This window comes from Curtobacterium sp. VKM Ac-1376 (assembly GCF_015351025.1).
Classification (GTDB): Bacteria; Actinomycetota; Actinomycetes; order Actinomycetales; family Microbacteriaceae; genus Curtobacterium.
The window spans coordinates 201,967-228,481 of sequence record NZ_JADKRV010000004.1; the positions used below are offsets into that span (position 1 = coordinate 201,967).

Here is a 26,515-nt window from a genome sequence, read left to right on the forward strand (position 1 = left end):
AGTGGCGGGGTGACCGCGGGCCCACCGCCCACCGCCGCTAGCCGCCCGTGCCTTCCGCGAAAGCGACAGATTCCCGGCACCGTTCCGCGGCGATCTGTCGCTTTCGCGGGGCGGAGCGTTGGGCTTCCACGGCAGCTGTCGCTTTCGCGCACGGCCCAGGCACGTACGCTCGTCGCATGGGTATCGACGTGCGCAACGAGATCCGCGACTTCCTGTCCTCCAGGCGAGCACGGCTCACCCCCGAGCAGGTCGGCATGCCGTCGTTCGGCGGCGGGGTCCGACGGGTCCCCGGACTGCGTCGGCATGAAGTCGCGATGCTCGCCGGCGTGAGCGTCGACTACTACACGCGGCTCGAGCGCGGTTCGCTCAAGGGCGTCTCGGACAGCGTGCTCGAGGGCCTCGCGAGCGCCCTGCACCTCGACGAGGACGAACGCGCGCACCTGTGGGACCTCGCCCGGCTGGCGAACTCCGGCGTCAAGGTGATGCACCGGAACGTGCCGACGCGGGTGCGCCCCGGCGTGCAGCGCCTGCTCGACGCCATCACCGGTGCGCCGGCCTGGGTGCGGAACGAACGCGGGGACGTCGTCGCGACGAACGAGCTCGGGCGGGCGCTGTACGCGCCTCTGTTCGCCGGCCCCGGTCGTCCCGTCAACACTGCGCGGTTCACCTTCCTCGACCCCGCCGCCCGCGACTTCTTCCCCGACTGGGCGCAGACCGCGAAGGACGCCGTCGCCGTGCTCCGGACCGCGGCCGTGTCGAACCCCTGCGAGCCCGGACTCATCACGCTGGTCGGCGAACTGTCGACCCGCAGCGAGGAGTTCCGCGGCTGGTGGGCGGCACACGACGTGCGGCTGCAGCGCACCGGCAAGAAGCGCATCGACCATCCGATCGTGGGTGAGCTGAAGCTGGCGTACGAAGCGCTCGACCTGGTCGCCGACCCCGGCCTGACGATGTTCTCGTACTCGGCCGAACCCGGCAGCGAGTCCGAGCGGTCGCTCGCGCTGCTCGGCAGCTGGGCCGCGACGGAGCGGGCCGAGCAGTACGCGGCCATGCGCGAGTCGGAGTCCGAATCCGAGTCGGTCGACTGACCGCCCGCGGCGGTTCGGAGGGTGGGGACGTGACCAGGACGACGGACGGTTCGGCGGGGGACGCCGACTACGGCCGGATCGGCGGAGGTTACCGGCAGTACCGTCGGCCCGAACCGGCCTTCGCGCGTGCGATCGCGAAGGCCCTCGGCGACGCTCGGACCGTGCTCAACGTCGGCGCCGGTGCCGGCTCCTACGAACCCACCGATCGCGAGGTCACGGCGGTGGAGCCCTCGGCGGCGATGCGTGCCCAGCGGCCGGACACCCTGTCGACCGCGATCGATGCCACCGCCGAGGACCTGCCGTTCGCCGACGACACCTTCGACGCCGCGATGACGACCTTCTCGGTGCACCAGTGGGGCGACCTCGAGCGCGGGCTCGCCGAGGTGCGCCGCGTCACCCGGGGCCCGATCGTCATCCTGACGTGCGACCCGGACCGCGTCGAGGACTACTGGCTCGCCGAGTACGCCCCGGAGGTGATGGCGACCGAGGCCCGGCGCTACCCCGCCCTCACCCGCATCACCGACGCCCTCCCGGGCGACACCGTCACGGCGACCCCGCTGCCGATCCCGTTCACCTGCGTCGACGGGTTCTCCGAGGCGTACTACGCGCGCCCGGAGCGGTTGCTCGACCCCGGCGCCCGCCAGGCGAACTCGGCGTGGAGCTTCGTCGACGAGCTCACCGCCCGACGCTCGGTGGCCGCGCTCCGGTCCGCGCTGGAGTCCGGCGACTGGGACCGGCGGCACGGTTCGCTGCGGATCCGACCGAACTACGACGGTTCGCTCGTCCTGGTCACCGCGGCGCCGCGCTGACCGAGCCGGGGGTTGACACGCGGCCGTAGGCTGATCGGGTGAGCTTCCAGGAGGTGGTCGGCGCCCGATACGCCGGCATCAGGGCGCGAGGCCCCCGGTCGCGCCCTCGAGCGCGGCCGACCTCGTCGAGCCCTGACCTCCTCCGCCCGGTGCGGTGTGCGTCCGCACGCCCCGGGTCTGCACGAAAGCGAATCACCATGCTCCCCATCGTGGAGAAGACCATCCGCACGTCCTTCGTCAACGCCTCCCGGAAAGAGGTGTCCGACCTCACACTGCCCGCCGGGTTCGAGGCGCTCGACTGGGACGCGCTCGACTACCTCGGCTGGCGCGACCCGAAGATCGGTCGGCGTGCGTACGCCGTCGTGCCGACGCTCGACGGCGAACTGATCGGCATCCTGTTCCGGCAGGCCGAGGCCTCGCCCCGCTCGCGGGCGCAGTGCTCGTGGTGCCAGGACGTCAAGCTGCCGAACGACGTCGCGTTCTACAGCGCGAAGCGCTCCGGCCCGGCGGGCCGCAACGGCAACACCGTCGGCACCCTGGTGTGCCAGGACTTCCAGTGCTCGCGGAACGTCCGAAAGCTGCCACCGCCCGCCTACGAGGGCTACGACGTCGAGGCCGCGCGCCTCCGGCGCATCGAGGACCTGCGGGTCCGGGCCGCGTCCTTCGCCGCCGAGGTCTGAGACGCCGGCGTCCTCGGAAGACGCCGCCGGGTCAGTGAGACGCCGCCGGATTCGGGGGCGTCTGACGCTGACGCCGGCGTCTCGCGTCCGCAAACGCGACTGACGACGGACGGGAGGCCCGGTGCGGATCCGCACCGGGCCTCCCGTCCGTCAGGTGGTCGCGTCTACCGACCGATGGTCGACATGTCGGGGTAGCGGTCGCCGGTCGGGACGGGCAGCGTCGACAGGCGCGACAGCTGGTCCGCCGTGAGGGTGAGGTCGGCGGCACCGACGTTCTCCTCGAGGCGCGAGACCCGCTTCGTGCCGGGTATCGGGACGACGTCGTCGCCCTGCGCCAGCAGCCAGGCGAGCGACACCTGCGCCGGGGTGGCCCCGGCCTCGGCCGCGATGTCCTTGACCGCGTCGACGATCCGCATGTTCTGCTCGAACGCCGCCTGCTGGAAGCGCGGGTTCGCCAGGCGGAAGTCGTCGGAGTCCAGGTCGGAGGGCTTCGTGATGGCACCCGTCAGGAACCCACGTCCGAGCGGCGAGTAGGGCACCAGGCCGATGCCGAGCTCGCGCAGGGTGTCGAGCACGTCACCCTCGGGGTCGCGCGTCCACAGCGAGTACTCGCTCTGCAGCGCCGTGATCGGGTGGACGGCGTGGGCCTTGCGGATGGTCGCCGCACTCGCCTCGGACAGGCCGATGTGGCGGATCTTGCCCTCCTGCACGAAGCCGGCGAGCTGGCCGATGACGTCCTCGATCGGCACGGCCGGGTCGACGCGGTGCTGGTAGTAGAGGTCGATGTGGTCGGTACCGAGGCGACGGAGGGAGCCCTCGAGCGCCTCGCGCACGGACTCCGGCTGGCTGGAGATGCCGCGCTGCTGGGTCGGCGTCTCCTCGCCGGCCTCGTGGTGGTACAGGCCGAACTTCGTCGCGATGACGACGTCGTCGCGACGGCCCTCGAGCGCCCGGCGCAGGAGCTCCTCGTTCGTGTAGGGGCCGTACGCCTCGGCGGTGTCGAACAGGGTGACGCCGAGGTCGATCGCGCGGTGGATCGTGCGGATCGACTCGTCGTCGTCGGTGCCGGCGCCCGTGTAGAAGGCGCTCATGCCCATGGTTCCGAGGCCGATCGGGCCGACCTCGAGGTCTGCGAGCTTGCGTGTCTGCATGGTGCAGGTCTACTCCCACACAGTCGATTGGAGGGAGGCACTGACCGTGCCGGTCAGACTCGGGCACCGTTCGTGAGGTTCCTCCAAGGTCCTGGCACCGCTCCGCCGCGCACTGGTGAGATCGACCCGTGAACCTGTACTTCCGACTGCTCCTGCTGCAGCTCCGCATCCGCCTGCGCCCCCGGGTCGCGGGACGCCGGACCTCGCTGTGGGACGAGGTGCGGACACGGTTCCGGGTCGTGCCCACCGACCTCGACCCGCTACGCCACGTCAACAACGGCAAGTACCTGTCGATGCTCGACCTCGGTCGGCTCGACCTGATGCTCCGCTCGGGCTACTGGGCGGCCCTGTCCGAGCACGGCTGGTACCCCGTCGTGTCGGCGCAGACCATCACCTACAAGCGCTCGCTGACCCTCGGGCAGCGCTTCGAGCTCCGCACCCACGTGCTCGGGGTCGACGACCGTTCGGTGTACCTGGAGCAGACGTTCGTCCGGGGCGGGGCCGTGATGGCCCGCGCCGTCGTGCAGGCCCGGTTCCTGCGGCGCTCCGGCGGGACGGTGTCGACGGCGGAACTGCTCGAGGCCGCCGGTGGAGCGGACCGCGACCTGACCGTGCCCGGCTGGGTGCACGACTGGGCCGCTGCGACCCGGATCAGCAGTGGCAGCGCCTGATCCGCCCGACCGTGACCCGCGACGAGGGCGAGCGGTCGGGGGACACCGCCTCAGTGACCGGCAACCCACCCGGCGTAGACCGGGGGAATGACCACAGGCACTGACACCACCAACCGTCCGGCCGCGTCCTCCGGTACCTTCCGCATCGGCGGCGACCTCGAGGTCAACCGGCTCGGCTACGGCACCATGCAGCTCACCGGCCCCGGCGTCTGGGGACCGCCGAAGGACCACGACGAGGCGATCCGGGTCCTCAAGCGCGCCGTCGAACTCGGCGTGAACTTCTTCGACACCGCCGACTCGTACGGCCCCTACGTCGCCGAGGAGCTCCTCAAAGAGGCTCTGCACCCGTACGGCGACGACATCCTGATCGCGACGAAGGCCGGCCTGACCCGCACCGGCCCGAACGAGTGGCCGCCGGTCGGCCGCCCGGAGTACCTGCGCCAGGAAGCCGAGATGAGCCTCCGCCGCCTGGGCCTCGAGCGCATCGACCTGTTCCAGCTCCACCGCATCGACCCGAAGGTCCCGCTCGAGGACCAGGTCGGCGAGCTGAAGAAGCTGCAGGACGAGGGCAAGATCCGCCACATCGGCCTGTCCGAGGTCTCCGTCGACGAGGTCAAGGCCGCGCAGGAGATCGCCACGATCGTCTCCGTGCAGAACCTCTACAACCTCACCGACCGCTCCTCGGAGGCACTGCTCGACTGGTCCGAGGAGCAGGGCATCGGCTTCATCCCGTGGTTCCCCCTGGCCACGGGCGGCCTGACCGGCGAGGACTCGCCGCTCACCGAGATCGCGGAGCGCAAGGGCGCCACCCCGGCGCAGCTCGCGCTCGCGTGGCTGCTCGAGCGGTCGCCGGTGATGCTGCCGATCCCTGGCACGTCGAGCGTCGCGCACCTGGAGGACAACCTCGCGGGCGCCACCGTCGAGCTCACCGACGACGAGTTCGAGGAGCTGGCGAAGCTGGGTCACTGACCCAGGGACGCGACCGCGGGTCGCGAACTCGACGACCGGGCGGACGGGAGGCGCGGTGCCAGCTGGCACCGCGCCTCCCGTCCGCTTTTCGGTCACGTCTACCGCGCGCTGGCCGCGCCGCGCCGCTGGACCACCTCGGTGAGTCACGCGAGGATCCGGGCGTCGTGTCTACGGCGGAGATGCTCAGGCGACCGGTGCCTCTTGGTCGCCCCCCTGGTTCTGTTGCCAACTACCGCGACGTCGCAGGACTACCGTCAGGGAAGACCGAGCCCGATTACAGCGTGAACTCGGGGCAGTTCCTGCTCGAAGGTACGTTGCGCGCCCCCTCCCGAACGGCATCGAGAAGGGCGAGATCCAGCTCGATCGCTTCAGCGGCATCAATGCGGAGTTCTGACATGCAAGAAGTCTTCTTTCTCTCGTCCATGGACAGCAAGCGGCTCTCGTCCGTCTTCCGGTGCGAAGTGGAACGACCGATCGAGCTCCCGAACGGTCACCATGCGCTGATGGTCAGCTGCGATCCGCCGCTGAACGGTCAGGAGCTCGGCCACCCGCTGGGCGTCGGGGAGCTGTTGCTCTGGAGTCGCTTCGAAGACGAAGACCTCTGGACCTTCCCCGCCTTCCCGCACTTCGTGCAGATCTGTCTCCCTGACGTCGATCTGCCTGTCCATGCCATGCCTCCGAGCATCGCATGGGGCGAGATCTACAAGACCGAGGCAGACGCGCACGCCCACGAGATGAGCGCTCGCCCGCGCTCCTCGACGAAGTGATCGATCTGGACGCCAAGCTCCGGCAGACTCGCGAACCGCCCGACGAGGCAGCAGGAAGCGATCCGTGAGAGCGAGCACATGAAGACCGTGTCGTTCCGCAGGAGATCAGGCCGCCCGGCACTCAACCTCAGCCACGCCGAGGCGACGGACATCGCCGACAGCATCTGGCAGCTCATCGACGACGAGTTCCTCGAACGGAACGATAGCCACACCACCCGCTTGGTGAGCGGGAAGGGTCGGGTGCGCGACGGTCACCCGACCATTTCTGCTCTCGAAGCGACCGAACGGACGCAACGGCGGACGGGAGGCCCGTGGCGGGGTCGCCACGCGCCTCCCGTCCGCCCTTCGGTCGCGTCTACCGCGCGCTGGCCGCTCCGCGCCGCTGGACCACCTCGGTCAGCCACGCGAGGATCCGGGCGTCGAACCAGTCGGCGTCGTGGTTCCAGAGCTTGGTGTGCCGGGCCGTGGTCTGGATCTCGAGCCGCACCAGGTCGGGCCGTGCGCGGGCCAGGTCGTGCGAGGCCGAGGACGGCACGAACCCGTCGTCGTCGCTGTGCAGCAGCAGGATCGGCACCGTGAGCTCGTCGGCACGGGCGACCATGTCGAGCTCGCGCAGGTCGACGGGCCGCTGCAGCCCGGCCAAACGGTAGAGCACCGGCGTGCGGAGCAGGCGTTGGGCAACCTTGCGGACCGGCCGCGGCAGGCGCAGCAGCTTGCTCTGCGACTTGAGGACGGCGTGCCAGTCGACCACCGGCGACTCGAGCACGACCCCGTCGACCAGCCCGGCGAAACGCGAGCGGAGCAGGGTCTGCAGCACGACGGCGCCGCCCATCGACCAGCCCATGAGCACGACGCTCTGGGCGCCCTGTGCGGTGAGCCAGCGGAGGACGGAGTCGACGTCCTCCCACTCGGTGCTGCCGAGGCCGTAGCGGCCGTCGACGCTCGGCGGGGCGACGCCGTCGTTCCGCCACGACGCGAGGACGACCGAGTAGCCGGCGGCGCGGAAGACCGGGACGGCACGAATGGTCTCGGCGCGGGTCACGCCACGGCCGTGCACCAGGACGGCCCAGGGGGCGTCCGTGTCGTCGGCGCGGACGACCCACGCGGGAGCCGGACCGTTGGGGGTGGGGATGTCGACGTCCTCGACGGGCACGTCGAGCTCGCCGGGGGTCAGGTAGAACCAGCCGCCCCAGCGACCGCGACGGGCGGCGGTCGGGTCGCCGGCGTCGATGGCGATGATGCGGCGCGTGACGGTGGTGTCGGTGGTGCCGAGCACTTCGCCGACGCGCATGTGGCCGGTGCCGCCCCCGAACCAGAGCGAGTAGCGGCCCTGCAACTCGGTGTCGGCGGTGCGCTCGATCGTGACGGTCTTCCGGACCGGGTCGACGGCGTGGATCGGGACGCGTTCGTTGCGCTTGCGGTCGGGGGTGACGACGGCGCGGGCGACGGCGGCGACGAAGCCACCGATGACGGCCGTCCCCACCGCGGCTGCTGCCAGACCGGCGCCGAGTGCGATGAACCCGGCCGATCGTGCGGTCTCCTGGACGACGTCCTCGGCGGGTCGCGCGGATCGGGACATGGCCCGGAGCCTAGTCTGCATGTGTGTCCGAAACCCGAGAGCCCGACGCCTTCGCGCGGCTCCGCGCGTTCGTGTCCGGCGGCAGCGGCCGTGCCGAGACCACCGTCACCGAGATCCCCTCGCCGACCCGGATCGCACCGTTCTCGATCGCCCTTGCGGCGGACGTGTCCGGCACCGCGCACGGCGTCGAGTCGGACCTGGGCACCGGCCGGTTCATCGCCCTGTACGACCCCGAAGAACCCGAGGGCTGGGGCGGCGCGTTCCGTGTCGTCTCGTTCGCGCAGGCGCCGCTCGAGCCGGAGATCGGTGTCGACGAGTTCGTCGCCGACGTGACCTGGAGCTGGCTCGTCGACGCGCTCGAGTCGCACGGTGCGACCTACGACCACGCATCGGGCACGGCAACCAAGATCATCTCGCGCGGCTACGGCGACCTCGCCGCACAGGGCGACGGCGCCCAGCTCGAGCTCCGCGCATCGTGGACACCACGCGGGGACGACCTCACCGCACACGTCCGGGCCTGGCAGGACATCGTCGCCATGCTCGCCGGTCTGCCGCCCGCATCGGACGGCGTGACCCTGCTGGCCCCGAGGAGGCTCGCCAAGTGACCGACCCCGCTCCCCAGGACGCCGCCGGTTCGACCGGCCCGGCTGCGCCCGCAGCCACGGCTGCCGGCTCGTCTGGCCCCGCCGCAGCTGCCGGCTCGGCTGGCACCGCTGCCGCGGCAGCTGCCGCCGCCAGCCCGGCCGTCGAGGCATCACACGACGCCGTCAAGGTCATCGACACCCGCGAGGACTACCTCGAGGCGGTCGCCGCGATCGCCGCCGGCCACGGCCCCGTCGCGGTCGACGCCGAACGCGCCAGCGGCTACCGGTACTCGCAGCGCGCCTACCTGATCCAGGTGTTCCGCCGTGGTGCCGGTGCCTTCCTGTTCGACCCGATCCCGATCGGCGACTTCTCCGAGCTGCAGGCCGCCATCGTCGACGAGGAGTGGCTGTTCCACGCCGCCTCGCAGGACCTGCCGTGCCTGCAGGAGGTCGGGCTCGTCCCGACGCGCATCTTCGACACCGAGCTCGGCGCCCGCATCGCCGGGTTCCCCCGCGTCGGCCTCGGCGCCGTCGTCGAGCAGCTGCTCGGCATCACGCTGGCGAAGGCGCACTCGGCCGCCGACTGGTCGACCCGTCCCCTGCCGCAGTCGTGGCTCGTCTACGCGTCGCTCGATGTCGAGCTGCTGCCCGACCTCCGGGACGCACTGGCCGAGAAGCTCGACGAGGCCGGCAAGACCCGCATCGCCCAGGAGGAGTTCGACGCGGTCCTGCACCGCGCGCCGAAGCCCGCCCGTGCCGAGCCCTGGCGTCGATTGTCCGGCATGCACGCGCTCCGTGGTGCCCGGGCGCTGGCGATCGCCCGGTCGCTCTGGCTCGCCCGTGACGAGTACGCCCGACAGGCTGACATCGCACCGGGTCGAACGATCCCGGACTCCGCGATCGTCGCCGCAGCGGCAGCCGCACCCGAGTCCCGCGCCGAACTCGGTGCGCTGAAGACCTTCACCGGCCGCGCCAGCCGCTCCGAGCTCGACCGCTGGTGGGCCGCGGTCGAGGAAGGCCGCACCACCGAGGACCTCCCCCGTCTCCGCGGTGCCGGTGAGGCCACGCTGCCCCCGCCCCGCGCCTGGGCCGACCGCAACCCGGCTGCCGACCGCCGGTACAAGGCCGCGCGCGCCGCGGTGACGAAGCGTGCCGAGGAGCTCGACATCCCGCTCGAGAACCTGCTCACGCCGGAGACGCTCCGGCTCGTGTCGTGGGCCCCGCCGTCGCCGCCGTCGACCGAGCTGGTCGGAGCGGCCCTCGCCGAGCACGACGCCCGCCCGTGGCAGGTCGAGGAACTCGCGTCGATCATCGCGTCGGCCTTTGTCGAGGCTGCACAGCGGCCCGCGTCGACGGACGACGACGAGTCGTAGGAACTGCCCAACCGGCATGCGGCCGCCCAGGCTGGGGGCATAGCGTCGGGAAGGTCGCCGGGCGAGGCCCGGCCCGGCCGGAGCGACCTGCGTTCCGGCCCGATCGAAGAGGATCTGGGAGGCCCGGATTGCCAAAGGCATCAGACGTCGTGTTCGTGGACGGCGTGCGGACACCGTTCGGACGAGCCGGCGAGAAGGGGGTGTTCTGGAAGACCCGGTCTGACGACCTCGCGGTGCACGCGATGCGTGGACTGCTCGACCGGAACGCCTCGCTCGACGGAGTAGCGGTCGACGACGTCGCCGTCGCGGCGACCACGCAGCAGGGTGACCAGGGGCTGACGCTCGGCCGGACCGTGGGGATGCTCGCGGGCCTCCCGAAGTCGGTTCCCGGGTACGCCATCGACCGCATGTGCGCGGGTGCCATGACGAGCGTCACGACGCTCGCCGGCGCGATCGCCTTCGGCGCGGCCGACGTCGCCATCGCCGGCGGCGTCGAGCACATGGGGCGCCACCCGATGGGCTTCAACGCCGACCCGAACCCCCGCTTCGTCGCTGAGCGCATGGTCTCGAGCGACGCCCTCGTGATGGGTGCGACCGCCGAGCGCCTGCACGACCGCTTCCCCGCGATCACGAAGGACCGCACGGACGCCTACGCCGTCCAGTCCCAGCAGCGCTACGCCGCTGCCTGGGCCGCCGGCAAGCTGCAGCCGGACGTCATCCCGGTCGAGGTCAACAAGGGCGACGGCTGGGACGTCGTCAGCACCGACGAGCCGCCGCGGCCGGGCACCACTCTGGAGGCCCTGGCCGCCTTGAAGACGCCGTTCCGGCCCCACGGACGGGTCACCGCCGGCAACGCGGCCGGACTCAACGACGGTGCGACCATGAGCCTGCTCGCGTCCGAGGAGGGTGCGAAGCAGCACGGTCTGTCGACGAAGATGCGCATGGTCTCGTTCGCCTTCGCCGGCCTCGAACCCGAGGTCATGGGCGTCGGCCCCGTCCCCGCCACCGACAAGGCCCTGTCGAAGGCCGGACTGTCGATCGACGACATCGGCCTGTTCGAGATCAACGAGGCGTTCGCTGTCCAGGTGCTCGCGTTCCTCGACAACTACGGCATCGCCCAGGACTCCACGAACGTCAACGCGTGGGGCGGCGCGATCGCCGTCGGCCACCCGCTGGCGTCGAGCGGCGTCCGCCTGATGAACCAGCTCGCCGCGCAGTTCGCGGAGCGCCCGGACGTCAAGTACGGCATCACCACGATGTGCATCGGGCTCGGCCAGGGCGGCACCGTCATCTGGGAGAACCCGAACCACACCAAGTCGGCCGAGCGTTCGGCTCGGAAGGGGGCGTGACCATGACCATCGTCGACAACGACCGACTGGCCGAACTCAGCGAGGACGAGGTGGTGACGCACTCGTTCGTCAAGCACGTCACGATGCCCTCGGGTGGCACGCTGGCGCTCATCACGCTCGACAACGGCAAGGACTACAAGCGGCCGAACACCCTCGGGCCCCGCACGCTCCGAGAGCTCTCCGGGGTGCTCGACACCCTGAAGACCGAGGCTGCCGCCGGCACCATCCAGGGCGTGGCGATCACCGGCAAGGAGTACTGCTTCGCCGCCGGGGCCGACCTGTCCCAGGCCGCCGCGGTGCCCTCGCGCGAGGCGGCACACGACCTCGCCGCCCTCGGCCACGCCACGCTCCGGAAGTTCTCGGACCTCGGTGTCCCGTCGTTCGCGTTCGTCAACACGCTCGCACTCGGTGGTGGGCTCGAGATCGCCCTGCACTGCACGTACCGGGCGTTCTCGTCCGCTGCGCAGGGCATCGGGCTGCCCGAGGTGTTCCTCGGCATCATCCCGGGCTGGGGCGGTGCGACGCTGCTCCCCCGCCTGATCGGCCCGGAGCGTGCGCTCCGCGTCATCGTCGAGAACCCGCTCAAGAACAACCGCCTGATGGACGGTCCGGCCGCGGTCGAGATCGGTATCGGCGACGTGCTGATCCCCTCGGTGACGTTCCTGCCCTCGGCGGTCGCCTGGGCCGACGGCGTCATCACCGGCGCGACCAAGGTGGTGCGCAAGAACGAGCCGGGCATGCTCGAGAAGGCCGCATGGGGCACCGTCGTCAAGGTGGCCCGCGGCCGGGTCGCGTCGAAGATCGGCACCGTGCCGAAGTCGCCGTTCCGCGCGCTCGACCTCGTCGCCGCCGCGAAGTCCGGCTCGCTGGACGACCGGTTCGCCGACGAGGACGAGGCCCTCGCCGACCTCATCTCCGGCGATCAGTTCGCCGCGTCGATGTACGCGTTCGACCTCGTGCAGAAGCGCGCGAAGAAGCCCGTCGGGGCACCAGAGGGCGTCGAGCCGAAGAAGATCACGAAGGTCGGCGTCCTCGGTGCCGGGCTGATGGCGTCGCAGTTCGCCCTGCTCTTCGCTCGTCGTCTCGGCGTCCCCGTCGTCATCACCGATGTCGACCAGTCCCGGGTGGACGCCGGTGTGGAGCGGATCCGCGGCGAGGTCGCGAAGCTCCTCGACAAGGGCCGGATCTCCCCCGACGACGCGAACCGCATCACGGCGCTCGTGAGTGGTTCGGTGTCCTACGAGGCCTTCGCCGACGCCGACTGGGTGATCGAGGCCGTCTTCGAGGAGATGGGCGTCAAGCAGGAGGTCCTGAGGAAGATCGAGCAGGTCATCGCACCGGACGCCATCCTCGCCACCAACACCTCGTCGCTGTCGGTCGACGAGATGGCGTCGGTGCTCGAGAACCCGGAGCGGCTGGTCGGGTTCCACTTCTTCAACCCGGTCGCGGTCATGCCGCTGCTCGAGGTGGTGCGTGCGGCGAAGACCTCGGACCAGGCCCTCGTCACGGCCCTCGCCGTCGCGAAGACCCTGAAGAAGACGGCGATCATCACCGCGGACCAGCCGGGCTTCGTCGTCAACCGTGTACTCGCCCGGGTGCTCGGCGAGGCGATGCGCGGGGTCGAGGAAGGCACCTCGTTCGACACCGTCGCACAGGGTGCCGCGCCCCTCGGCCTGCCGATGTCGCCCTTCGAACTGCTGGAGCTCGTCGGCCTGCCGGTCGGCGCGCACGTGCTCGACTCGCACCACGCCGCCTGGCCGGAGCGCTTCTACCCCGGTGACGGGCTGAAGAAGATCGCCGAGCACGGGAAGATCCTGACCCGCGACAAGAAGGGCAACGTGACCGGGTACGACCCCGCCGCGGTGAAGCTCGTCGCGCCGTCCAAGAAGGACGCGAAGCCGGTCGACGCCGCCGAGATGCAGCGCCGCTTCGAGGACGCCCTGGCCGACGAGCTGCACCGCATGCTCGAGGACAAGGTCGTCCAGCACGTCGAGGAGATCGACCTCGGGCTCATCCTCGGTGCCGGCTACCCGTTCCAGGCCGGCGGCGTCAGCCCGTACCTCGACCGCAGCGGCGCTTCCGAGCGTGTCTTCGGCGGGACGTTCCACACCCCGCGGATCGTCGGCCCCGCTTCCCGCTAGTCCAGGCCCGGCGCTGGGACCGCCGCACAACCAACGTCACCCCGAACCGCGGATCGCCGTGGTTCGGGGTGACGTTGGTTGTGCGGGACGAATGCGACCCGCCGGCGACGACCGCCGGTGACCACGACGCCGCGACCGCGACCGCGCGCGACTAGCGGTCGGACGCCGCGGACTCGCGGGACCGCGCGGGCTTCGCCTGGGGCAACTTCGTCCCGACGACCTGGTCGATGACGTCGCGGGCGATGGCCCGCGCCGTCAGTCCGGCGTCGGCGAGGATCTGCGACCGGGTGGCGTGGTCGATGAACGCATCGGGCAGCCCGAGCTCGTTCACCCCGGTGTCGACCCCGGCGGCCCGCAGGTCCTGCCGCAGCCGGGTGCCGACGCCGCCGACCCGCACGCCGTCCTCGATGGTGATCACCAAACGGTGGGACCGGGACAGCTCGATGAGCGACGCCGGGATCGGCACCACCCAGCGGGGATCGACCACGGTGACACCGATGCCCTGCGCCTCGAGCAGGGCGGCGGCCTCGAGCGCGGTCGGCACCATCGACCCGACGGCCACGAGCAGCACGTCCTCGTTGCCGTCGGACGCCTCGTGCAGCACGTCGACGCCGTCGTCCAGCCGACGCACCGCGGGGATGTCCGGCCCGACCTGGCCCTTCGACCAGCGGAGCACCGTCGGGGCGTCGTCGACCGCGATCGCCTCGCGGAACTCCTCGCGCAGGGTCACGGCGTCTCGCGGCGCGGCGATGCGGATGCCCGGCACGACCTGCAGCAGCGCGAGGTCCCACATGCCGTGGTGCGAGGGACCGTCGGGACCGGTGATCCCGGCACGGTCGAGCACGAACGTCACGCCGGCCCTGTGCAGGGCGACGTCCATGAGCACTTGGTCGAACGCGCGGTTCAGGAACGTCGCGTAGAGCGCCACGACGGGGTGCAGGCCGCCGTAGGCCAAACCGGCAGCCGTGGTGACCGCGTGCTGCTCGGCGATCCCGACGTCGTACACGCGGTCGGGGTGCTGCTCCTGGAACAGGTGCAGCCCGGTCGGTCGGAGCATCGCCGCCGTGATCGCGACGATCCTCGGGTCCGAGGATCCGGCCTCGGCCAGCGACGACGCGAACACCGAGGTCCACGACGGACCCGACGCCGCGTCGAGCGACTCCCCCGTCTCGGGGTCGATGTGCCCCACGGCGTGGAACTGGTCGGCCTGGTCGCGCAGGGCGGGCTCGAACCCGTGGCCCTTCTCGGTGATCGCGTGCACGATCGTCGGGGCACCGTAGGCCTTCGCCTGCCGGAGCGCCGCCTCCATCGCCCGCTGGTCGTGGCCGTTCACCGGGCCGATGTACTTGATGTCGAGGTTCGAGTACAGCGCCTCGTTGTTCGTGAGCCGCGACAGGAAGCCGTGCAGCCCCCCGCGGACGCCCCGGTACACGGCACGGCCGGGAGCGCCGAACCGCGCTGCCACCGCCTGCGTGCCCTCGTACAGGGCCCGGTACTCGCGTCGGGTGCGGACCGAACTGAGGAACCGCGCCATGCCGCCGATCGTCGGGGCGTAGGAGCGGCCGTTGTCGTTGACGACGATGACCAGGCGCCGGTCGTTGTCGTCGGAGATGTTGTTGAGCGCCTCCCACGTCATGCCGCCGGTGAGCGCGCCGTCCCCGACGACCGCGACGACGGTACGGTCGGTCTGCCCGGTCTGACCGAAGGCACGAGAGATGCCGTCGGCCCACGACAGCGACGACGACGCGTGCGAGGACTCCACGATGTCGTGCTCGGATTCGCTCCGCTGCGGGTACCCGGCGAGCCCGCCGCGCTCACGCAGCCCTGAAAAGTCCTGCCGCCCGGTGACGAGCTTGTGCACGTACGACTGGTGCCCCGTGTCGAAGACGAACGGATCGTTCGGCGAGTCGAAGACCCGGTGCATCGCGAGCGTCAGCTCGACGACGCCGAGGTTCGGCCCGAGGTGCCCGCCGGTCTTGGCGACCTCGGCGACGAGGAACCGCCGGATCTCGGCGGCGAGGTCCGTCATCTGCGCGTCGGAGAGACGCTTCAGGTCGCGCGGCGACGTGATGCTGCTCAGCAGGCTCACGGGCGCTCCTTTCGTGGGTACCAAGCCATCACCCTATTCCCGTGGGCTTCCATTCATCCGACCTCGCAGGCTCGGCCGACGCTGGCGCCGCGCGCCGCTGGCGCGTCGCATCATGCGGAGCGTGCGGGAGGCCCGTGGCGGTGTCGCCACGGGCCTCCCGTCCGTCAGGTGGTCGCGTCAGCGACCCGTCTCCTCGGCTCTCAGACGAGCGACCGGAGCACGTACTGCAGGATGCCGCCGTTGCGGTAGTAATCGGCTTCACCGGGGGTGTCGATGCGGACGACCGCGTCGAACTCGACCGGCTGCTTGCCGGCGGGCGAGTGCTCGCTCGGCGTCGCGGTGACGTGCACGGTCTTCGGGGTGCGACCCTCGTTCAGCTCGGTCAGGCCCGAGATCGAGACGACCTCGGTCCCGTCGAGTCCGAGGGACTCGACCGTCTCGCCCGCCGGGAACTGCAGCGGGACGACGCCCATGCCGATGAGGTTCGAGCGGTGGATCCGCTCGAAGCTCTCGGTGATGACCGCGCGGACGCCGAGCAGGTTCGTGCCCTTGGCCGCCCAGTCGCGCGACGAGCCGGAGCCGTACTCCTTGCCACCGAAGATGACGAGCGGGACGCCCTGCTCCTGGTAGTGCTGCGAGGCGTCGTAGATGAACGACTGCTCGCCGTCCGGCGTCGTGAAGTCGCGGGTGTAGCCGCCCTCCACCCCGTCGAGGAGCTGGTTGCGCAGGCGGATGTTCGCGAACGTGCCACGGATCATGACCTCGTGGTTGCCGCGACGCGAGCCGTAGGAGTTGAAGTCCTTGCGGTCGACGCCGTGCTCGGCGAGGTACTGACCCGCCGGGCTGTCCGCCTTGATCGAACCGGCCGGCGAGATGTGGTCGGTCGTGACCGAGTCGCCGAGCTTCGCGAGCACGCGGGCACCGGAGATGTCCGACACCGCGTCGGGCTGCATCGTCATGCCCTCGAAGTACGGGGGCTTCCGGACGTAGGTCGACTCCTGGTCCCACTCGAAGGTGTCGCCCGTGGGGGTCGGCAGGTTCTTCCAGCGGTCGTCGCCCTCGAACACGGAGCCGTACTCGTGGGTGAACATCTCGGTGTCGATGGAGGTGTCGATGACCTGCTGCACCTCGGCCGCGTCGGGCCAGATGTCGGTCAGGTAGACGTCGTTGCCGTCCTGGTCGGTGCCGAGGGCGTCCTTGTCGAAGTCGAAGTGCATCGACCCGGCGAGGGCGTAGGCGATGACCAGCGGCGGCGACGCCAGGTAGTTCATCTTCACGTCGGGGTTGATCCGACCCTCGAAGTTGCGGTTGCCGGACAGGACGGCGGTGACGGCGAGGTCATTGTCCTGCACGGCCTGCGAGATCTCTTCCGGCAACGGGCCCGAGTTGCCGATGCAGGTGGTGCAGCCGTAGCCGACCGTGTAGAAGCCGAGCTGCTCGAGGTAGGTGGTGAGACCGGCCTTCTCGTAGTAGTCGGTGACGACCTTCGACCCCGGCGCGAGGGTGGTCTTCACCCAGGGCTTCGCGGTGAGGCCCTTCTGCGCGGCGTTCCGGGCGAGGATGCCGGCGGCCATCATGACCGACGGGTTGGAGGTGTTCGTGCAGGACGTGATCGCGGCGATCGCGACGGCGCCGTGGTCGATCGTGAACGGCGCGCCGTCCGCGATGGCGACCGAGGTCGGCTTCGAGACGGTGCCGGGCGCGCTGGACGCGTGCACGGGGACCTCGGAGCCGGGGGCGTCCTGCAGGTCGTCGAGCGCGTGCTCGTCGCCGGGGGCCGCGGCCACCGGGTCGGACGCCGGGAACGTGTCGGCGACGGCCTTGTCCTCTTCGCTGTGGTCGGTACTCGCGTAGTTGGCGAGGTCGACCTCGAACTGGTCCTTGGCCTTCGACAGCTCGATGCGGTCCTGCGGGCGCTTCGGCCCCGAGATCGACGGCACGACCGTGGACAGGTCGAGCTCCATGTACTCGGAGTAGTTGGGCTCGACGGAGGCGTCGTGCCACAGGCCCTGGGTCTTGGAGTACGCCTCGACCAGGGCGATCTGTGCCTCGTCGCGACCGGTCAGGCGCAGGTAGTCGAGCGTGACGTCGTCGACCGGGAAGATCGCCGCCGTGGAGCCGAACTCCGGCGACATGTTCCCGATCGTGGCGCGGTTCGCGAGCGGGACGGCGCTGACGCCCTCGCCGTAGAACTCGACGAACTTGCCGACGACCCCGTGCTTGCGGAGCTCCTGGGTGATCGTGAGCACCACGTCGGTCGCGGTCACGCCGGCCGGGATCTCACCGGAGAGCTTGAAGCCGACGACCTTCGGGATGAGCATCGACACGGGCTGCCCGAGCATCGCGGCCTCGGCCTCGATGCCGCCGACACCCCAGCCGAGCACGCCGAGGCCGTTCACCATCGTGGTGTGCGAGTCGGTGCCGACCAGGGTGTCCGGGTACGCGTAGGTCTCGCCGTCGAAGTCACGCGTGTAGGTGACCTTCGCCAGGTACTCGATGTTGACCTGGTGGACGATGCCGGTGCCCGGCGGGACGACCTTGAAGTCCTCGAACGCGGTCTGGCCCCAGCGGAGGAACTGGTAGCGCTCACCGTTCCGCTCGTACTCGAGGTCGGTGTTGCGCTGGAGTGCGTCCGTGCTGCCGAACAGGTCGGCGATGACGGAGTGGTCGATGACCATCTCGGCCGGCGACAGCGGGTTGATCTTGTTCGGGTCGCCGCCGATGTCCGCCATGGCCTCGCGCATGGTGGCGAGGTCGACGATGCACGGCACACCCGTGAAGTCCTGCATGACGACGCGTGCCGGCGAGAACTGGATCTCGGTGTCGGGTTCCGCGTGGGGCTTCCAGGAGCCGAGCGCCCGGATCTGCCCCTCGGTGACGTTCTTGCCGTCCTCGGTGCGGAGGAGGTTCTCCAGCAGCACCTTCAGGCTGTAGGGCAACTTCTCGTGCCCGGGAACCGAGTCGATCCGGTGGATCGCGTAGTCGACACCCCCAACCGACAGTGTGTCCTTCGAGCCGAAGCTATTGACTGCAGCCACCGTGCCGCCTCCCTACTGATCGGTTTGCCCTCATCCTCGCGGGCCGTGGACCGTCCCACCAGCAAGGCAAACCTAATCCCGCGAGCACGAGCGCGCCCGGCGAGAACTATCTTGATGTCGAGACAACTCTACACCGTGGCGACGTCGTCCCGTCGCACGAACACCGTCCGGACCAGCAGCCAGGTCACCCAGAGCACCGCCGCGTACAGCGGCACGCCGAGGATGAGCTTCAGCCCGGCGAGCAGTTCGACCTGCGCGGTCAGGTACAGCGGGACCTCCACCGCGAGCCGGACCGCGAACAGCCCGACCCAGATCCAGGTGGCGACCGTCAGCACGCGGCGCTTCACCGGGTCGGCGCGCCAGTCGACGTGCGACCCGTCCTCGTTCGCCGGCAGCAGGAACCCGACGACGAGCCCGATGAGCGGCCAGCGGATCGCCAGCGTGATCAGCAGCCCGACGAGCCAGACCGCGTTGATGACGATCCCGGGGATGAAGTTGCTCTCTGCCTTGCCCGTGATGAGCGCGAGGCCCGCCGAGACCGCCACCCCGAGGATGCCGGCGAACGACATCGTCACCGACTGCCGCTGCGCCAAGCGCAGCACCACGAAGACCAGGCCGACGGCCACCGGGACCACGACGCTCGGCACGAGTTCCTTCGTGATCGCGTAGACGACCAGGAACGCGAACCCGGGCAGCACCGACTCGGCGAGCCCGCGAACCCCGCCGACTGCGCCGAGCAGCGCCCGGCCGGACGGTGCCTCGCCGGGCGCGACGCGGGCGATGCCGGCGTTCTGTACGGCGTCGCGCAACTGTGCGGAGAACGACGGCGCCGCCGACGGCTCAGCCGACGGCGCGACGGGGTCGGGGCCAGCCGTCTCGGGTCGTGGGGTGTCGTCGTGGTCCGGCACCGTGCCTCCAGGCGGGGTTGGTCGTCAGTCCGTCAGATCGCGGTCTGGGTCGACTTCGGCATGTGCAGCGGGATGAGGTCGCGCGGCGGCATCGGCGTCGTGCCGCGCACGACGACGACGCTGCGGAACAGCTCCTCGATCTCGTCGGCGTCGTCCGGCTGCTCGGCGGCCTTGCCGGCGATCACGCCGCGCAGGAACCACCGCGGGCCGTCGACCCCGACGAACCGGGCCGGGCGTGTGCCAGCGGTTCCGCCGTCACCGTCGACCGCGACCGGCACCGAGGCACGGAGTTCCGGGCCGAACGGGCCGTCGACCTCGGTCACGACACCGCCCTGGCGCTCGATCTGCTCGGCGATCTGGGCGCGGATCTCGTGCCAGAGGCCGGTGGACCGGGGCGCCGCGAACGGCTGGACCTGCAGCGTGGACTCGTCGTAGTCGAGCCCGACCGCGACGACGCGCTGCGAGCCCTCCTCGACCTCGAGGCGCAGGTGCAGGCCCTCGCGCGGGAGCACCTTCACGCCGCCCAGGTCGACGTACGGGCGGACCAGGTTCGCCTCCGTCTCGTCGTGCGGGCCGTTCTCGGCCCGGTCCTCCGGTGCGGACTTGTCCGTGGGGGCGACCGCGTCGACCTCGTCGAGGTCGGCGTCGGCATCCGTCGCGATGTCGACCTCGGGGGACGTGTCCGCGACCTCGATGTCGTCGGCGACGGCGTCCGCCACCCCGACCTCGTCACGCTTGCGTCGGCCGAACTTCATGCGCGCGTTCCTTCCTGAGCGTCTGCGGCGGCACCGGTCACGGCGTCGCTCCGGTCACCGTAGCCCGACGAGCCGAACCCGCCCTGTCCGCGGACGCTGTCCGGCAGGTCGTCGACACGGGTGTAGGTCACCTGCGGCACCGGCATCACGATCAGCTGGGCGATGCGGTCGCCGACGTGCACCTCGTACGGTTCCGTCTGGTCGGTGTTGAGCAGTGCGACCTTGATCTCGCCGCGGTAGCCGGAGTCGACGGTGCCGGGGCTGTTCACGATCGTGATGCCGTGCTTCGCCGCGAGACCACTGCGCGGGACCACGAACGCGGCGTACCCCTCGGGCAGCGCGATCCGCAACCCCGTGGCGGCCAGGCGTCGCTCGCCCGGCTGCAGCACGAAGGCCTCGGTGGAGACGAGATCGGCACCCGCGTCGCCGGGGTGGGCGTGGCCGGGAGCGTGCTCTCCGGTCCAGAGGACGTCGACTGGTTCGGTCACGTGTCGAGGGTAGTGCAGCCGTGACCGTTCCGTGACCTCGCTCGGTCGTGGTCGAATGGTCCCGTGACCCTGTACCGCGAACGACTCTGGGCCCCGCCCGCCCTCTACCTGGCGACGGCGCTCGTGATCCCCGCCACCCTGCTCGTCTTCCTGCCCATCAGCGTCCTGGCCGGTGTGCTCGTGGCGATCGGCATGGAGCTCGCCGTGCTCGTGCTGCTGTGGGCACTCGCACCCACCATCGAGGTCACCGACACCGAGTTCCGTGCGGGCAAGGCGCGTCTCCCCCGCTCGCTCGTCGGCGCAGCCGAGGCGTTCGAGGGCGGAGCAGCGACGGAGCAGCGCGGCCCGGCGCTCGACGCCCGCGCCTGGACGCTCTTCCGCGGCTACGTGCGCGGGGTCGTCAGGGTCGAGGTCCGCGACGACGCCGACCCGACGCCCTACTGGCTGGTCAGCGTCCGGCAGCCGACCAAGGTGGTCGAGGCGCTGCGGTCCTGACGGACCACGGCCACGGCCTGGAGGCGCGGCTCGGCCCCGCCTCGCAGCACACGACGAAGGCCCCGCATCCCTGGAGGATGCGGGGCCTTCGCTGATCGTTGCGTCGACTGCGACGCGGCGGTGTCCGTTAGAGCGAGGCACACTCCGCGCAGACCGGTCCGAGCTTCGACTCGTGGTCGAGCTGGGAGCGGTGCTTCACGAGGAAGCACTCGACGCAGGTGAACTCATCGACCTGCGGGGGCAGCACGACGACGTCGAGGTCGACGTCGCTGAGGTCCTGCCCGGCGAGTTCGAAGCTGCCGGGGTTGTCGGAATCATCGTCGACGACCCCCGACATCTTGTCGGGAACGCGCTCCTTGAGGGCCTCGATCGACTCCGAGTCGGAGTTGTCGTCGGTCTTCCGGGGGGCGTCGTAATCGGTGGCCATGCCCATCCATTTCTCGTATCGAGAGGTCGTCGCCGGGTGATCGGCGGCGACAGTTTGCACCACGCCCCGCCAGAGCGCAAACCGAGCACCGCGGCGGGTCGTCCTGGCGCTGCAACCCGCGACCGCATCCGGACATTCCCGACACCCGTTGCCGGCCCGCGCGGCCCGGGACGCCGGGCTCGGGGAGTCCGCGGCACGCCCGTGCGCCTCCCGGCAAACGGTCCGCGCTCACTGCATACTCACGGGGTACGACGCACGACCGTACGAAACGCTGGGAAGGCGGAACCATGCAAGACGTGAGAGTCATCGGAGTCGAGTCCGGCGCACTCCTCCTGGCGACCGACGGCGGCACCGAGTTCCGGTTGCCCGTCACGTCGTCGCTGGCGGGCCAGGTGCGCCAGGCGAACCCGGACGCCGGTCCGCAGAAGCGTGTCTCCCCCAAGGACGTCCAGGCACGCATCCGCGGTGGCGCCGATGCCGCCGAGGTGGCGGCCGCCCTGGACGTCGACGTCGAGTACGTCCGCCGCTTCGAGGGCCCGGTCCTCGCCGAGCGCGCATTCATCCTCGACGCCTCGCACCGCGTCCCGGTCACCCCGGTCGACGACGAGTCCCCTGACACCTTCGGCCCGGCGATCACTGCCAAGCTCGAGGCCGGCGAGGCCACCGCGATCGCCTGGGGCTCCTGGAAGCACCCGGAGAACGGCTGGCAGGTCCGCGTCCGGTACACCGCCGGCGAGGTCGAGCACGACGCCCAGTGGCGCTTCGACCCGAAGACCTCGACGCTCGCCCCGGACAACGGCGACGCGCACCGCCTGTCGCACACGGACGACGAGGGCATCGCCCCGCGTCTGCGAGCGGTGGAGTTCGACCAGCAGGACGACGACGACACCCGCTTCGACTCCGGCGCGTTCCGGGTCGACGAGCCGGACGAGGCCAGCACGAACCCGGAGGTCGCGGACCGCGCCCCGCTCCGCGCGCCGCTGCCCCGGATCGGGCAGGCGCAGGTCGAGGAGCGCGCGCCGGGGAACGAGACCGCGGACCTGCTCGAAGCCCTCCGTCGGCGCCGAGGGGAGCGCGAGGCAGCGTCCTTCGGCGAACAGCGCGACGAGCCTGCCCGTGGGACCTCGATCAGTGTGGTCGACATCCCGCTGCACGGCTTCGACGAGGGAGCCGACGGGGACACCGCGCCGCAGGCGGCCGACTCGGGTCCGGCTTCGGCGCCCGAGCCCGAGAGCCGCGGGGAGCGCAAGAAGCGCAACCGTCGCTCGATGCCCAGCTGGGACGAGATCGTCTTCGGCACCCGTCCGGACGACGACCCGGCCTGATCCGCCGGACCACCGCTCGTCGGCGCTCGCCCCCTAGTGGGCGAACGCGCCGGCGAGCCGGAGCGGGACGATCGTCTCCTCGTCGGTCATCGCGCCGTGCTGGCCGATCATGCGCTTCGGCACCTCGTCGTCACCGAGCGCCCGGTCGTCGTTGAACGCCCACGACCCGCGTGCCACCACGATGACGTCCCCGATGCGGGGGACCACCCGCGCGTCGACCGCGCCGAACCAGCCGGCCTCGATCGCCTCGTCGCGGCTGGCGACGAACGCCTTCTTGCCGTAGCGCGCTCGGAACGCGCCGACCAGGCCCCGGACGTCGGTACCGGGGGCGACCGTCAGCTGGCGGCAGCGCGGATCACCAGCGACCCCGACGACGTCGGTCAGCAGCAGCGGGTCGATGGCGATGTTCGCGTGGTCCGGCACGTCGAGCACGCCGTGGTCCGCCGTGACCAGGACACCGACGTCCGCGGCGGCGCTGGCATCGAGGCGCGCGAGCTCCCCGTCGAGCAGTTCGAGCGCCGCGGTCCACCGGTCGGACTGCCAGCCGTGCTTGTGCCCGATCGAGTCGAGCTCCGGAACGTACAGGTACACGAGCGACCGACCGGCGGCGGTCTCGGCCAGCGCTGCGTCGACCCGCTGCGGGATCGTGTCCGCGGAGACGTACCGGGCACCACCGAGGACGTTCGCCGTCATGCCGGAGGTGCGGTAACGGTCGGGGCCGACGACGACCGGGTCGAGGCCGAGCGACGCGGCCCGCGTGAACAGGGTGTCGGCCAGGAACCAGTCGGCGGGCACCTCGGTGTCCCAGCCACCGAGCAGGTTCATCACGGCGCGGGTGTCCGGGTTCCAGCCGCTGTACCCGACGACGCCGTGGGTGCCGGGCGAGCGACCGGTGGTCAGGGTGCTGAGCGCCGCCGCGGTCGTGGTCGGGAAGCCGCTGCGCAGCTTCTTCGCCGTGCCGGTCCCCTTCGCTGCGGTGAGCCATCGCGCATGCCCGGCGCGGGCCGCCAGCGGGCCGGAACCGAGGCCGTCGACCAGCACGACGATCGCGGAACGGGCGGGGCGGAGGGCGATCCGGGCCTCCAGGCCGTTGTCACGCAACCACGGTGCGTCCGCAGCGCCGAGCGCGACGAGGCAACTCGGGAAGACGTCGGCGAGGTTCGCGACGCCGTCGGGGGCCGTCGGTACGCTTGTTCCCATCCCATGAGTCTTCCAGACGGCTCCGGTCTTCCGGACGACTCCGCTCTCCCAGAAAGGTGCCATGGCACGCACGGACGCAGTCGGCCTCCCCGACGGTGAGCGCATCGAGGACGTCGACGTCTCCGAGGAGATGCAGGGCTCCTTCCTCGAGTACGCGTACTCCGTCATCTACTCGCGGGCGCTGCCCGACGCCCGCGACGGCCTGAAGCCGGTGCAGCGTCGGATCCTGTACCAGATGGCCGAGATGGGCCTGCGACCAGACCGCGGACACGTCAAGAGTGCCCGCGTCACGGGCGAGGTCATGGGCAAGCTGCACCCGCACGGCGACGGCGCGATCTACGACGCGCTGGTCCGGATGGCGCAGCCCTTCACGATGCGCGTGCCGCTCGTCGACGGCCACGGCAACTTCGGCTCCCTCGACGACGGCCCCGCCGCAGCCCGGTACACCGAAGCACGGCTGGCCGAGCCGTCGATGGCGATGACCGAGGGCCTGGGCGAGGACGTCGTCGACTTCGTCCCGAACTACGACAACCAGATCATGCAGCCCGGTGTGCTGCCGGCGGCCTTCCCCAACCTGCTCGTCAACGGCGCCTCCGGCATCGCGGTCGGCATGGCGACGAACATGGCGCCGCACAACCTGGGCGAGGTCATCGAGGCAGCGAAGCACCTGCTCATGAACCCGCAGGCCACCCTCGACGAGCTCATGGAGTTCGTGCCGGGGCCGGACCTGCCCTCCGGCGGCACCATCGTCGGGCTCTCCGGGGTCCGCGATGCCTACGCGACCGGACGCGGCTCGTTCCGCACCCGCTCGAAGGTCAGCGTCGAGAACCTCACTCCGCGCAAGGTCGGACTCGTCGTCACCGAGCTGCCGTACCTGGTCGGCCCCGAGCGCGTGATCGAGAAGATCAAGGACGGCGTCCAGTCCAAGAAGCTCGTCGGCATCTCGGACGTCAACGACCTGACCGACCGCAACCACGGGCTCCGGCTCGTCATCGGCATCAAGAGCGGGTTCAACCCCACCGCCGTGCTCGAGCAGCTCTACAAGCACACCCCGCTCGAGGACGGCTTCGGCATCAACAACGTCGCCCTCGTCGGTGGGTCGCCCCGCACCCTCGGCCTGCGCGAGCTGCTCGACGTCTACGTGCAGCACCGCCTCGACGTGGTCACCCGCCGATCGCAGTACCGCCTGGCACGTCGCAAGGAGCGGCTGCACCTGGTCGAGGGGCTGCTCATCGCGATCCTCGACATCGACGAGGTCATCCAGGTCATCCGGACCTCGGACGACTCCGAGGCGGCGCGCAACCGGCTCCGGGACGTGTTCGACCTGTCCGAGGTGCAGGCCGAGTACATCCTCGAGCTGCGCCTGCGCCGCCTGACGAAGTTCTCGCGGATGGAGCTCGAGGCCGAGCGCGACCAGCTGCTCGCCGACATCGCCGCCCTCGAAGAGCTGCTGGCGTCCGACGAGCGGCTCCGTGCGCAGGTCGCCCTCGAACTGACCGAGGTGTCGGACAAGTTCGCCACCCCGCGCCGCACCCTGCTCACCGAGGCCGACGCCCCCGTCAAGGGTGGCCGGAAGGCCGCGGTCGACCCGGAGTCCCTGCAGGTCGCCGACTCCCCGTGCCGGGTGCTGCTCTCCACCACCGGCCGACTGATCCGCGTCGACATCCCCACTTCGGAGCTCGGCATCGTCCGGGTGCCGAAGCGCTCGAAGCACGACGCCGTCCGGTCCGCGGTGGTGAGCACCGTCCGCGGCCAGGTCGGGGCGCTGACCTCGACCGGCCGGGTGCTCCGCCTCTCCCCCGTCGACGTCCCCGCCGTGCCGCCCGCAGCGGTCCGCCTCGATGCCGGGGTCCGGGTCACCGACTTCCTGGCGCTGACCAAGGGCGAGACCGTCGTCGCACTCGTCGACCTCTCCGGCGCATCGTCGGACTCCCTCGCCATCGGCACCGCGCAGGGCATCGTGAAGCGCGTCGTGCCGGGTGCGTGGCCCGACAAGCCGGAGTTCGTCGCCATCGGCCTCAAGCCAGGCGACACGGTCGTCGGAGCAGCCCAGGCGTCCGAGTCGGACGATCTGGTGTTCATCAGCTCGAACGCCCAGCTGCTGCGCTTCCCGGCGTCCGGCGTCCGTGCGCAGGGGCTCCCCGCCGGTGGTGTAGCCGGCATAGCCCTCGCAGACGGCGCCTCGGTGATCTGGTTCGGGTCGGTCGCACGCTCCGACGACGCCGTGGTCGCCACCGTGTCCACCACCTCGACCGCCCTGCCCGGCACCGACGCGGGCCGCGCGAAGGTCTCCGCGCTGTCGGAGTTCCCGGTGAAGGGTCGCGCGACCCAGGGTGTCCGGGCGCACGCGTTCCTGAAGGGCGAGGACGGCCTGACCGTGGGCTGGGCCGGCATCGCGCCACCGCACGCGGTCGGCACGGACGGCGCGGCCCGCACCCTGCCCGACTGGCTGTCGAAGCGCGACGGTTCGGGGGCACCGCTCGAGGCCGTCATCGGCTCGATCGGCGGCAGCGCCGCAGCGCTCGACGGCACCGCCGGCGACGCGTAGGCGCGCGCTGGTTTCGCGCCTGGCGACACCTCACGCACTTCGGGGCCCGTGAGGTGTCGCCCAGCGCGTGACGTCGCGCAG

The 26,515-nt window shown here is 71.0% G+C and carries 23 protein-coding genes; 13 read left to right on the top strand and 10 right to left on the bottom strand.

Annotated elements, in window-relative coordinates; all coding sequences use genetic code 11:
• Positions 1-176 precede the first annotated feature (176 nt).
• The 3 genes from ITJ56_RS07720 (at position 177) to ITJ56_RS07730 (ending at position 2,577) form a co-directional block, all read left to right on the top strand.
• Positions 177-1,088 carry a helix-turn-helix transcriptional regulator gene (locus ITJ56_RS07720; protein WP_194629342.1) on the top strand — a complete coding sequence of 304 codons (912 nt, stop codon included), beginning with the start codon at positions 177-179 and terminating at the stop codon, positions 1,086-1,088.
• Positions 1,089-1,117: 29 nt separating this feature from the next.
• Complete coding sequence (locus ITJ56_RS07725; RefSeq protein WP_194629344.1) at positions 1,118-1,897, top strand: class I SAM-dependent methyltransferase; 780 nt, start codon at positions 1,118-1,120, stop codon at positions 1,895-1,897.
• A gap of 197 nt (positions 1,898-2,094) precedes the next feature.
• A complete protein-coding gene (locus tag ITJ56_RS07730; RefSeq protein ID WP_194629346.1) occupies positions 2,095-2,577 on the top strand; it encodes an FBP domain-containing protein in 483 nt (160 codons plus the stop codon).
• A gap of 164 nt (positions 2,578-2,741) precedes the next feature.
• On the opposite strand, the gene ITJ56_RS07735 is transcribed toward ITJ56_RS07730, so the two are convergent.
• Positions 2,742-3,728, bottom strand: a complete 987-nt coding sequence (locus ITJ56_RS07735) for an aldo/keto reductase (RefSeq protein WP_194629348.1) — start codon at positions 3,726-3,728, stop codon at positions 2,742-2,744.
• A gap of 128 nt (positions 3,729-3,856) precedes the next feature.
• Here ITJ56_RS07735 and ITJ56_RS07740 point away from each other — a divergent pair, with 128 nt between their 5' ends.
• Both ITJ56_RS07740 and ITJ56_RS07745 read left to right on the top strand, forming a co-directional pair.
• Complete coding sequence (locus ITJ56_RS07740; RefSeq protein WP_194629350.1) at positions 3,857-4,399, top strand: acyl-CoA thioesterase; 543 nt, start codon at positions 3,857-3,859, stop codon at positions 4,397-4,399.
• Between the two features lie 87 nt (positions 4,400-4,486).
• Positions 4,487-5,368, top strand: a complete 882-nt coding sequence (locus ITJ56_RS07745; protein ID WP_194629352.1) for an aldo/keto reductase — start codon at positions 4,487-4,489, stop codon at positions 5,366-5,368.
• 274 nt (positions 5,369-5,642) lie between these two features.
• Here ITJ56_RS07745 and ITJ56_RS18720 read toward each other — a convergent pair whose 3' ends face one another.
• On the bottom strand, positions 5,643-5,765 hold the full coding sequence (locus ITJ56_RS18720) for a hypothetical protein (protein WP_267239029.1): 123 nt from the start codon (positions 5,763-5,765) through the stop codon (positions 5,643-5,645).
• Here ITJ56_RS18720 and ITJ56_RS07750 point away from each other — a divergent pair.
• Complete coding sequence (locus ITJ56_RS07750) at positions 5,764-6,135, top strand: hypothetical protein (protein WP_194629354.1); 372 nt, start codon at positions 5,764-5,766, stop codon at positions 6,133-6,135. The genes ITJ56_RS18720 and ITJ56_RS07750 overlap by 2 nt on opposite strands.
• A 355-nt stretch (positions 6,136-6,490) precedes the next feature.
• On the opposite strand, the gene ITJ56_RS07755 is transcribed toward ITJ56_RS07750, so the two are convergent.
• The gene (locus ITJ56_RS07755) at positions 6,491-7,714 is read right to left on the bottom strand and encodes an alpha/beta fold hydrolase (protein WP_194629355.1); all 1,224 of its coding nucleotides are present in this window, start codon (positions 7,712-7,714) and stop codon (positions 6,491-6,493) included.
• A 23-nt stretch (positions 7,715-7,737) separates the two neighbouring features.
• On the opposite strand from ITJ56_RS07755, the gene ITJ56_RS07760 reads away from it, so the two are divergent.
• From ITJ56_RS07760 to ITJ56_RS07775, 4 genes are all read left to right on the top strand, one after another.
• Entirely contained in the window at positions 7,738-8,319 is a 582-nt protein-coding gene (locus ITJ56_RS07760; protein ID WP_017886108.1) for a DUF3000 domain-containing protein, read from the top strand.
• On the top strand, positions 8,316-9,671 hold the full coding sequence (locus ITJ56_RS07765; protein WP_323749751.1) for a ribonuclease D: 1,356 nt from the start codon (positions 8,316-8,318) through the stop codon (positions 9,669-9,671). The genes ITJ56_RS07760 and ITJ56_RS07765 overlap by 4 nt, the downstream gene beginning before the upstream one ends.
• A gap of 128 nt (positions 9,672-9,799) precedes the next feature.
• Positions 9,800-11,020, top strand: coding sequence for a thiolase family protein (locus ITJ56_RS07770; protein WP_194629357.1), 1,221 nt, complete (start codon positions 9,800-9,802; stop codon positions 11,018-11,020).
• A gap of 2 nt (positions 11,021-11,022) precedes the next feature.
• Positions 11,023-13,161: a 3-hydroxyacyl-CoA dehydrogenase NAD-binding domain-containing protein gene (locus ITJ56_RS07775; protein WP_194629498.1), complete on the top strand. Its 2,139-nt coding sequence runs from the start codon at positions 11,023-11,025 to the stop codon at positions 13,159-13,161.
• Positions 13,162-13,312: 151 nt separating this feature from the next.
• On the opposite strand, the gene dxs is transcribed toward ITJ56_RS07775, so the two are convergent.
• The 5 genes from dxs to dut form a co-directional block, all read right to left on the bottom strand.
• The gene (dxs, locus tag ITJ56_RS07780; RefSeq protein WP_194629359.1) at positions 13,313-15,250 is read right to left on the bottom strand and encodes a 1-deoxy-D-xylulose-5-phosphate synthase; all 1,938 of its coding nucleotides are present in this window, start codon (positions 15,248-15,250) and stop codon (positions 13,313-13,315) included.
• A gap of 200 nt (positions 15,251-15,450) precedes the next feature.
• Positions 15,451-18,288, bottom strand: coding sequence for an aconitate hydratase (locus ITJ56_RS07785; RefSeq protein WP_194629361.1), 2,838 nt, complete (start codon positions 18,286-18,288; stop codon positions 15,451-15,453).
• Positions 18,289-18,416: 128 nt separating this feature from the next.
• Positions 18,417-19,196 carry a DUF3159 domain-containing protein gene (locus tag ITJ56_RS07790; RefSeq protein ID WP_194629362.1) on the bottom strand — a complete coding sequence of 260 codons (780 nt, stop codon included), beginning with the start codon at positions 19,194-19,196 and terminating at the stop codon, positions 18,417-18,419.
• Positions 19,197-19,228: 32 nt separating this feature from the next.
• A complete protein-coding gene (locus ITJ56_RS07795) occupies positions 19,229-19,951 on the bottom strand; it encodes a DUF3710 domain-containing protein (RefSeq protein ID WP_228517316.1) in 723 nt (240 codons plus the stop codon).
• Complete coding sequence (gene dut, locus ITJ56_RS07800; protein WP_194629364.1) at positions 19,948-20,439, bottom strand: dUTP diphosphatase; 492 nt, start codon at positions 20,437-20,439, stop codon at positions 19,948-19,950. Before dut ends, ITJ56_RS07795 begins: the two co-directional genes overlap by 4 nt.
• Positions 20,440-20,502: 63 nt before the next feature.
• Between dut and ITJ56_RS07805 the strand changes: the two genes are divergently transcribed.
• The gene (locus ITJ56_RS07805) at positions 20,503-20,934 is read left to right on the top strand and encodes a DUF3093 domain-containing protein (RefSeq protein WP_194629366.1); all 432 of its coding nucleotides are present in this window, start codon (positions 20,503-20,505) and stop codon (positions 20,932-20,934) included.
• A 127-nt stretch (positions 20,935-21,061) separates the two neighbouring features.
• Here the strand turns inward: ITJ56_RS07805 and ITJ56_RS07810 are convergent, their stop codons facing one another.
• Positions 21,062-21,361, bottom strand: a complete 300-nt coding sequence (locus ITJ56_RS07810) for a DUF4193 domain-containing protein (protein ID WP_017886098.1) — start codon at positions 21,359-21,361, stop codon at positions 21,062-21,064.
• 296 nt (positions 21,362-21,657) lie between these two features.
• Here ITJ56_RS07810 and sepH point away from each other — a divergent pair, with 296 nt between their 5' ends.
• Positions 21,658-22,686, top strand: coding sequence for a septation protein SepH (gene sepH, locus ITJ56_RS07815; RefSeq protein WP_323749752.1), 1,029 nt, complete (start codon positions 21,658-21,660; stop codon positions 22,684-22,686).
• Positions 22,687-22,719: 33 nt separating this feature from the next.
• Here the strand turns inward: sepH and ITJ56_RS07820 are convergent, their stop codons facing one another.
• The gene (locus ITJ56_RS07820; protein WP_194629370.1) at positions 22,720-23,886 is read right to left on the bottom strand and encodes an alkaline phosphatase family protein; all 1,167 of its coding nucleotides are present in this window, start codon (positions 23,884-23,886) and stop codon (positions 22,720-22,722) included.
• A 61-nt stretch (positions 23,887-23,947) separates the two neighbouring features.
• On the opposite strand from ITJ56_RS07820, the gene ITJ56_RS07825 reads away from it, so the two are divergent.
• Positions 23,948-26,434: a DNA gyrase/topoisomerase IV subunit A gene (locus tag ITJ56_RS07825; protein ID WP_194629372.1), complete on the top strand. Its 2,487-nt coding sequence runs from the start codon at positions 23,948-23,950 to the stop codon at positions 26,432-26,434.
• The last annotated feature ends 81 nt before the right edge of the window (positions 26,435-26,515 follow it).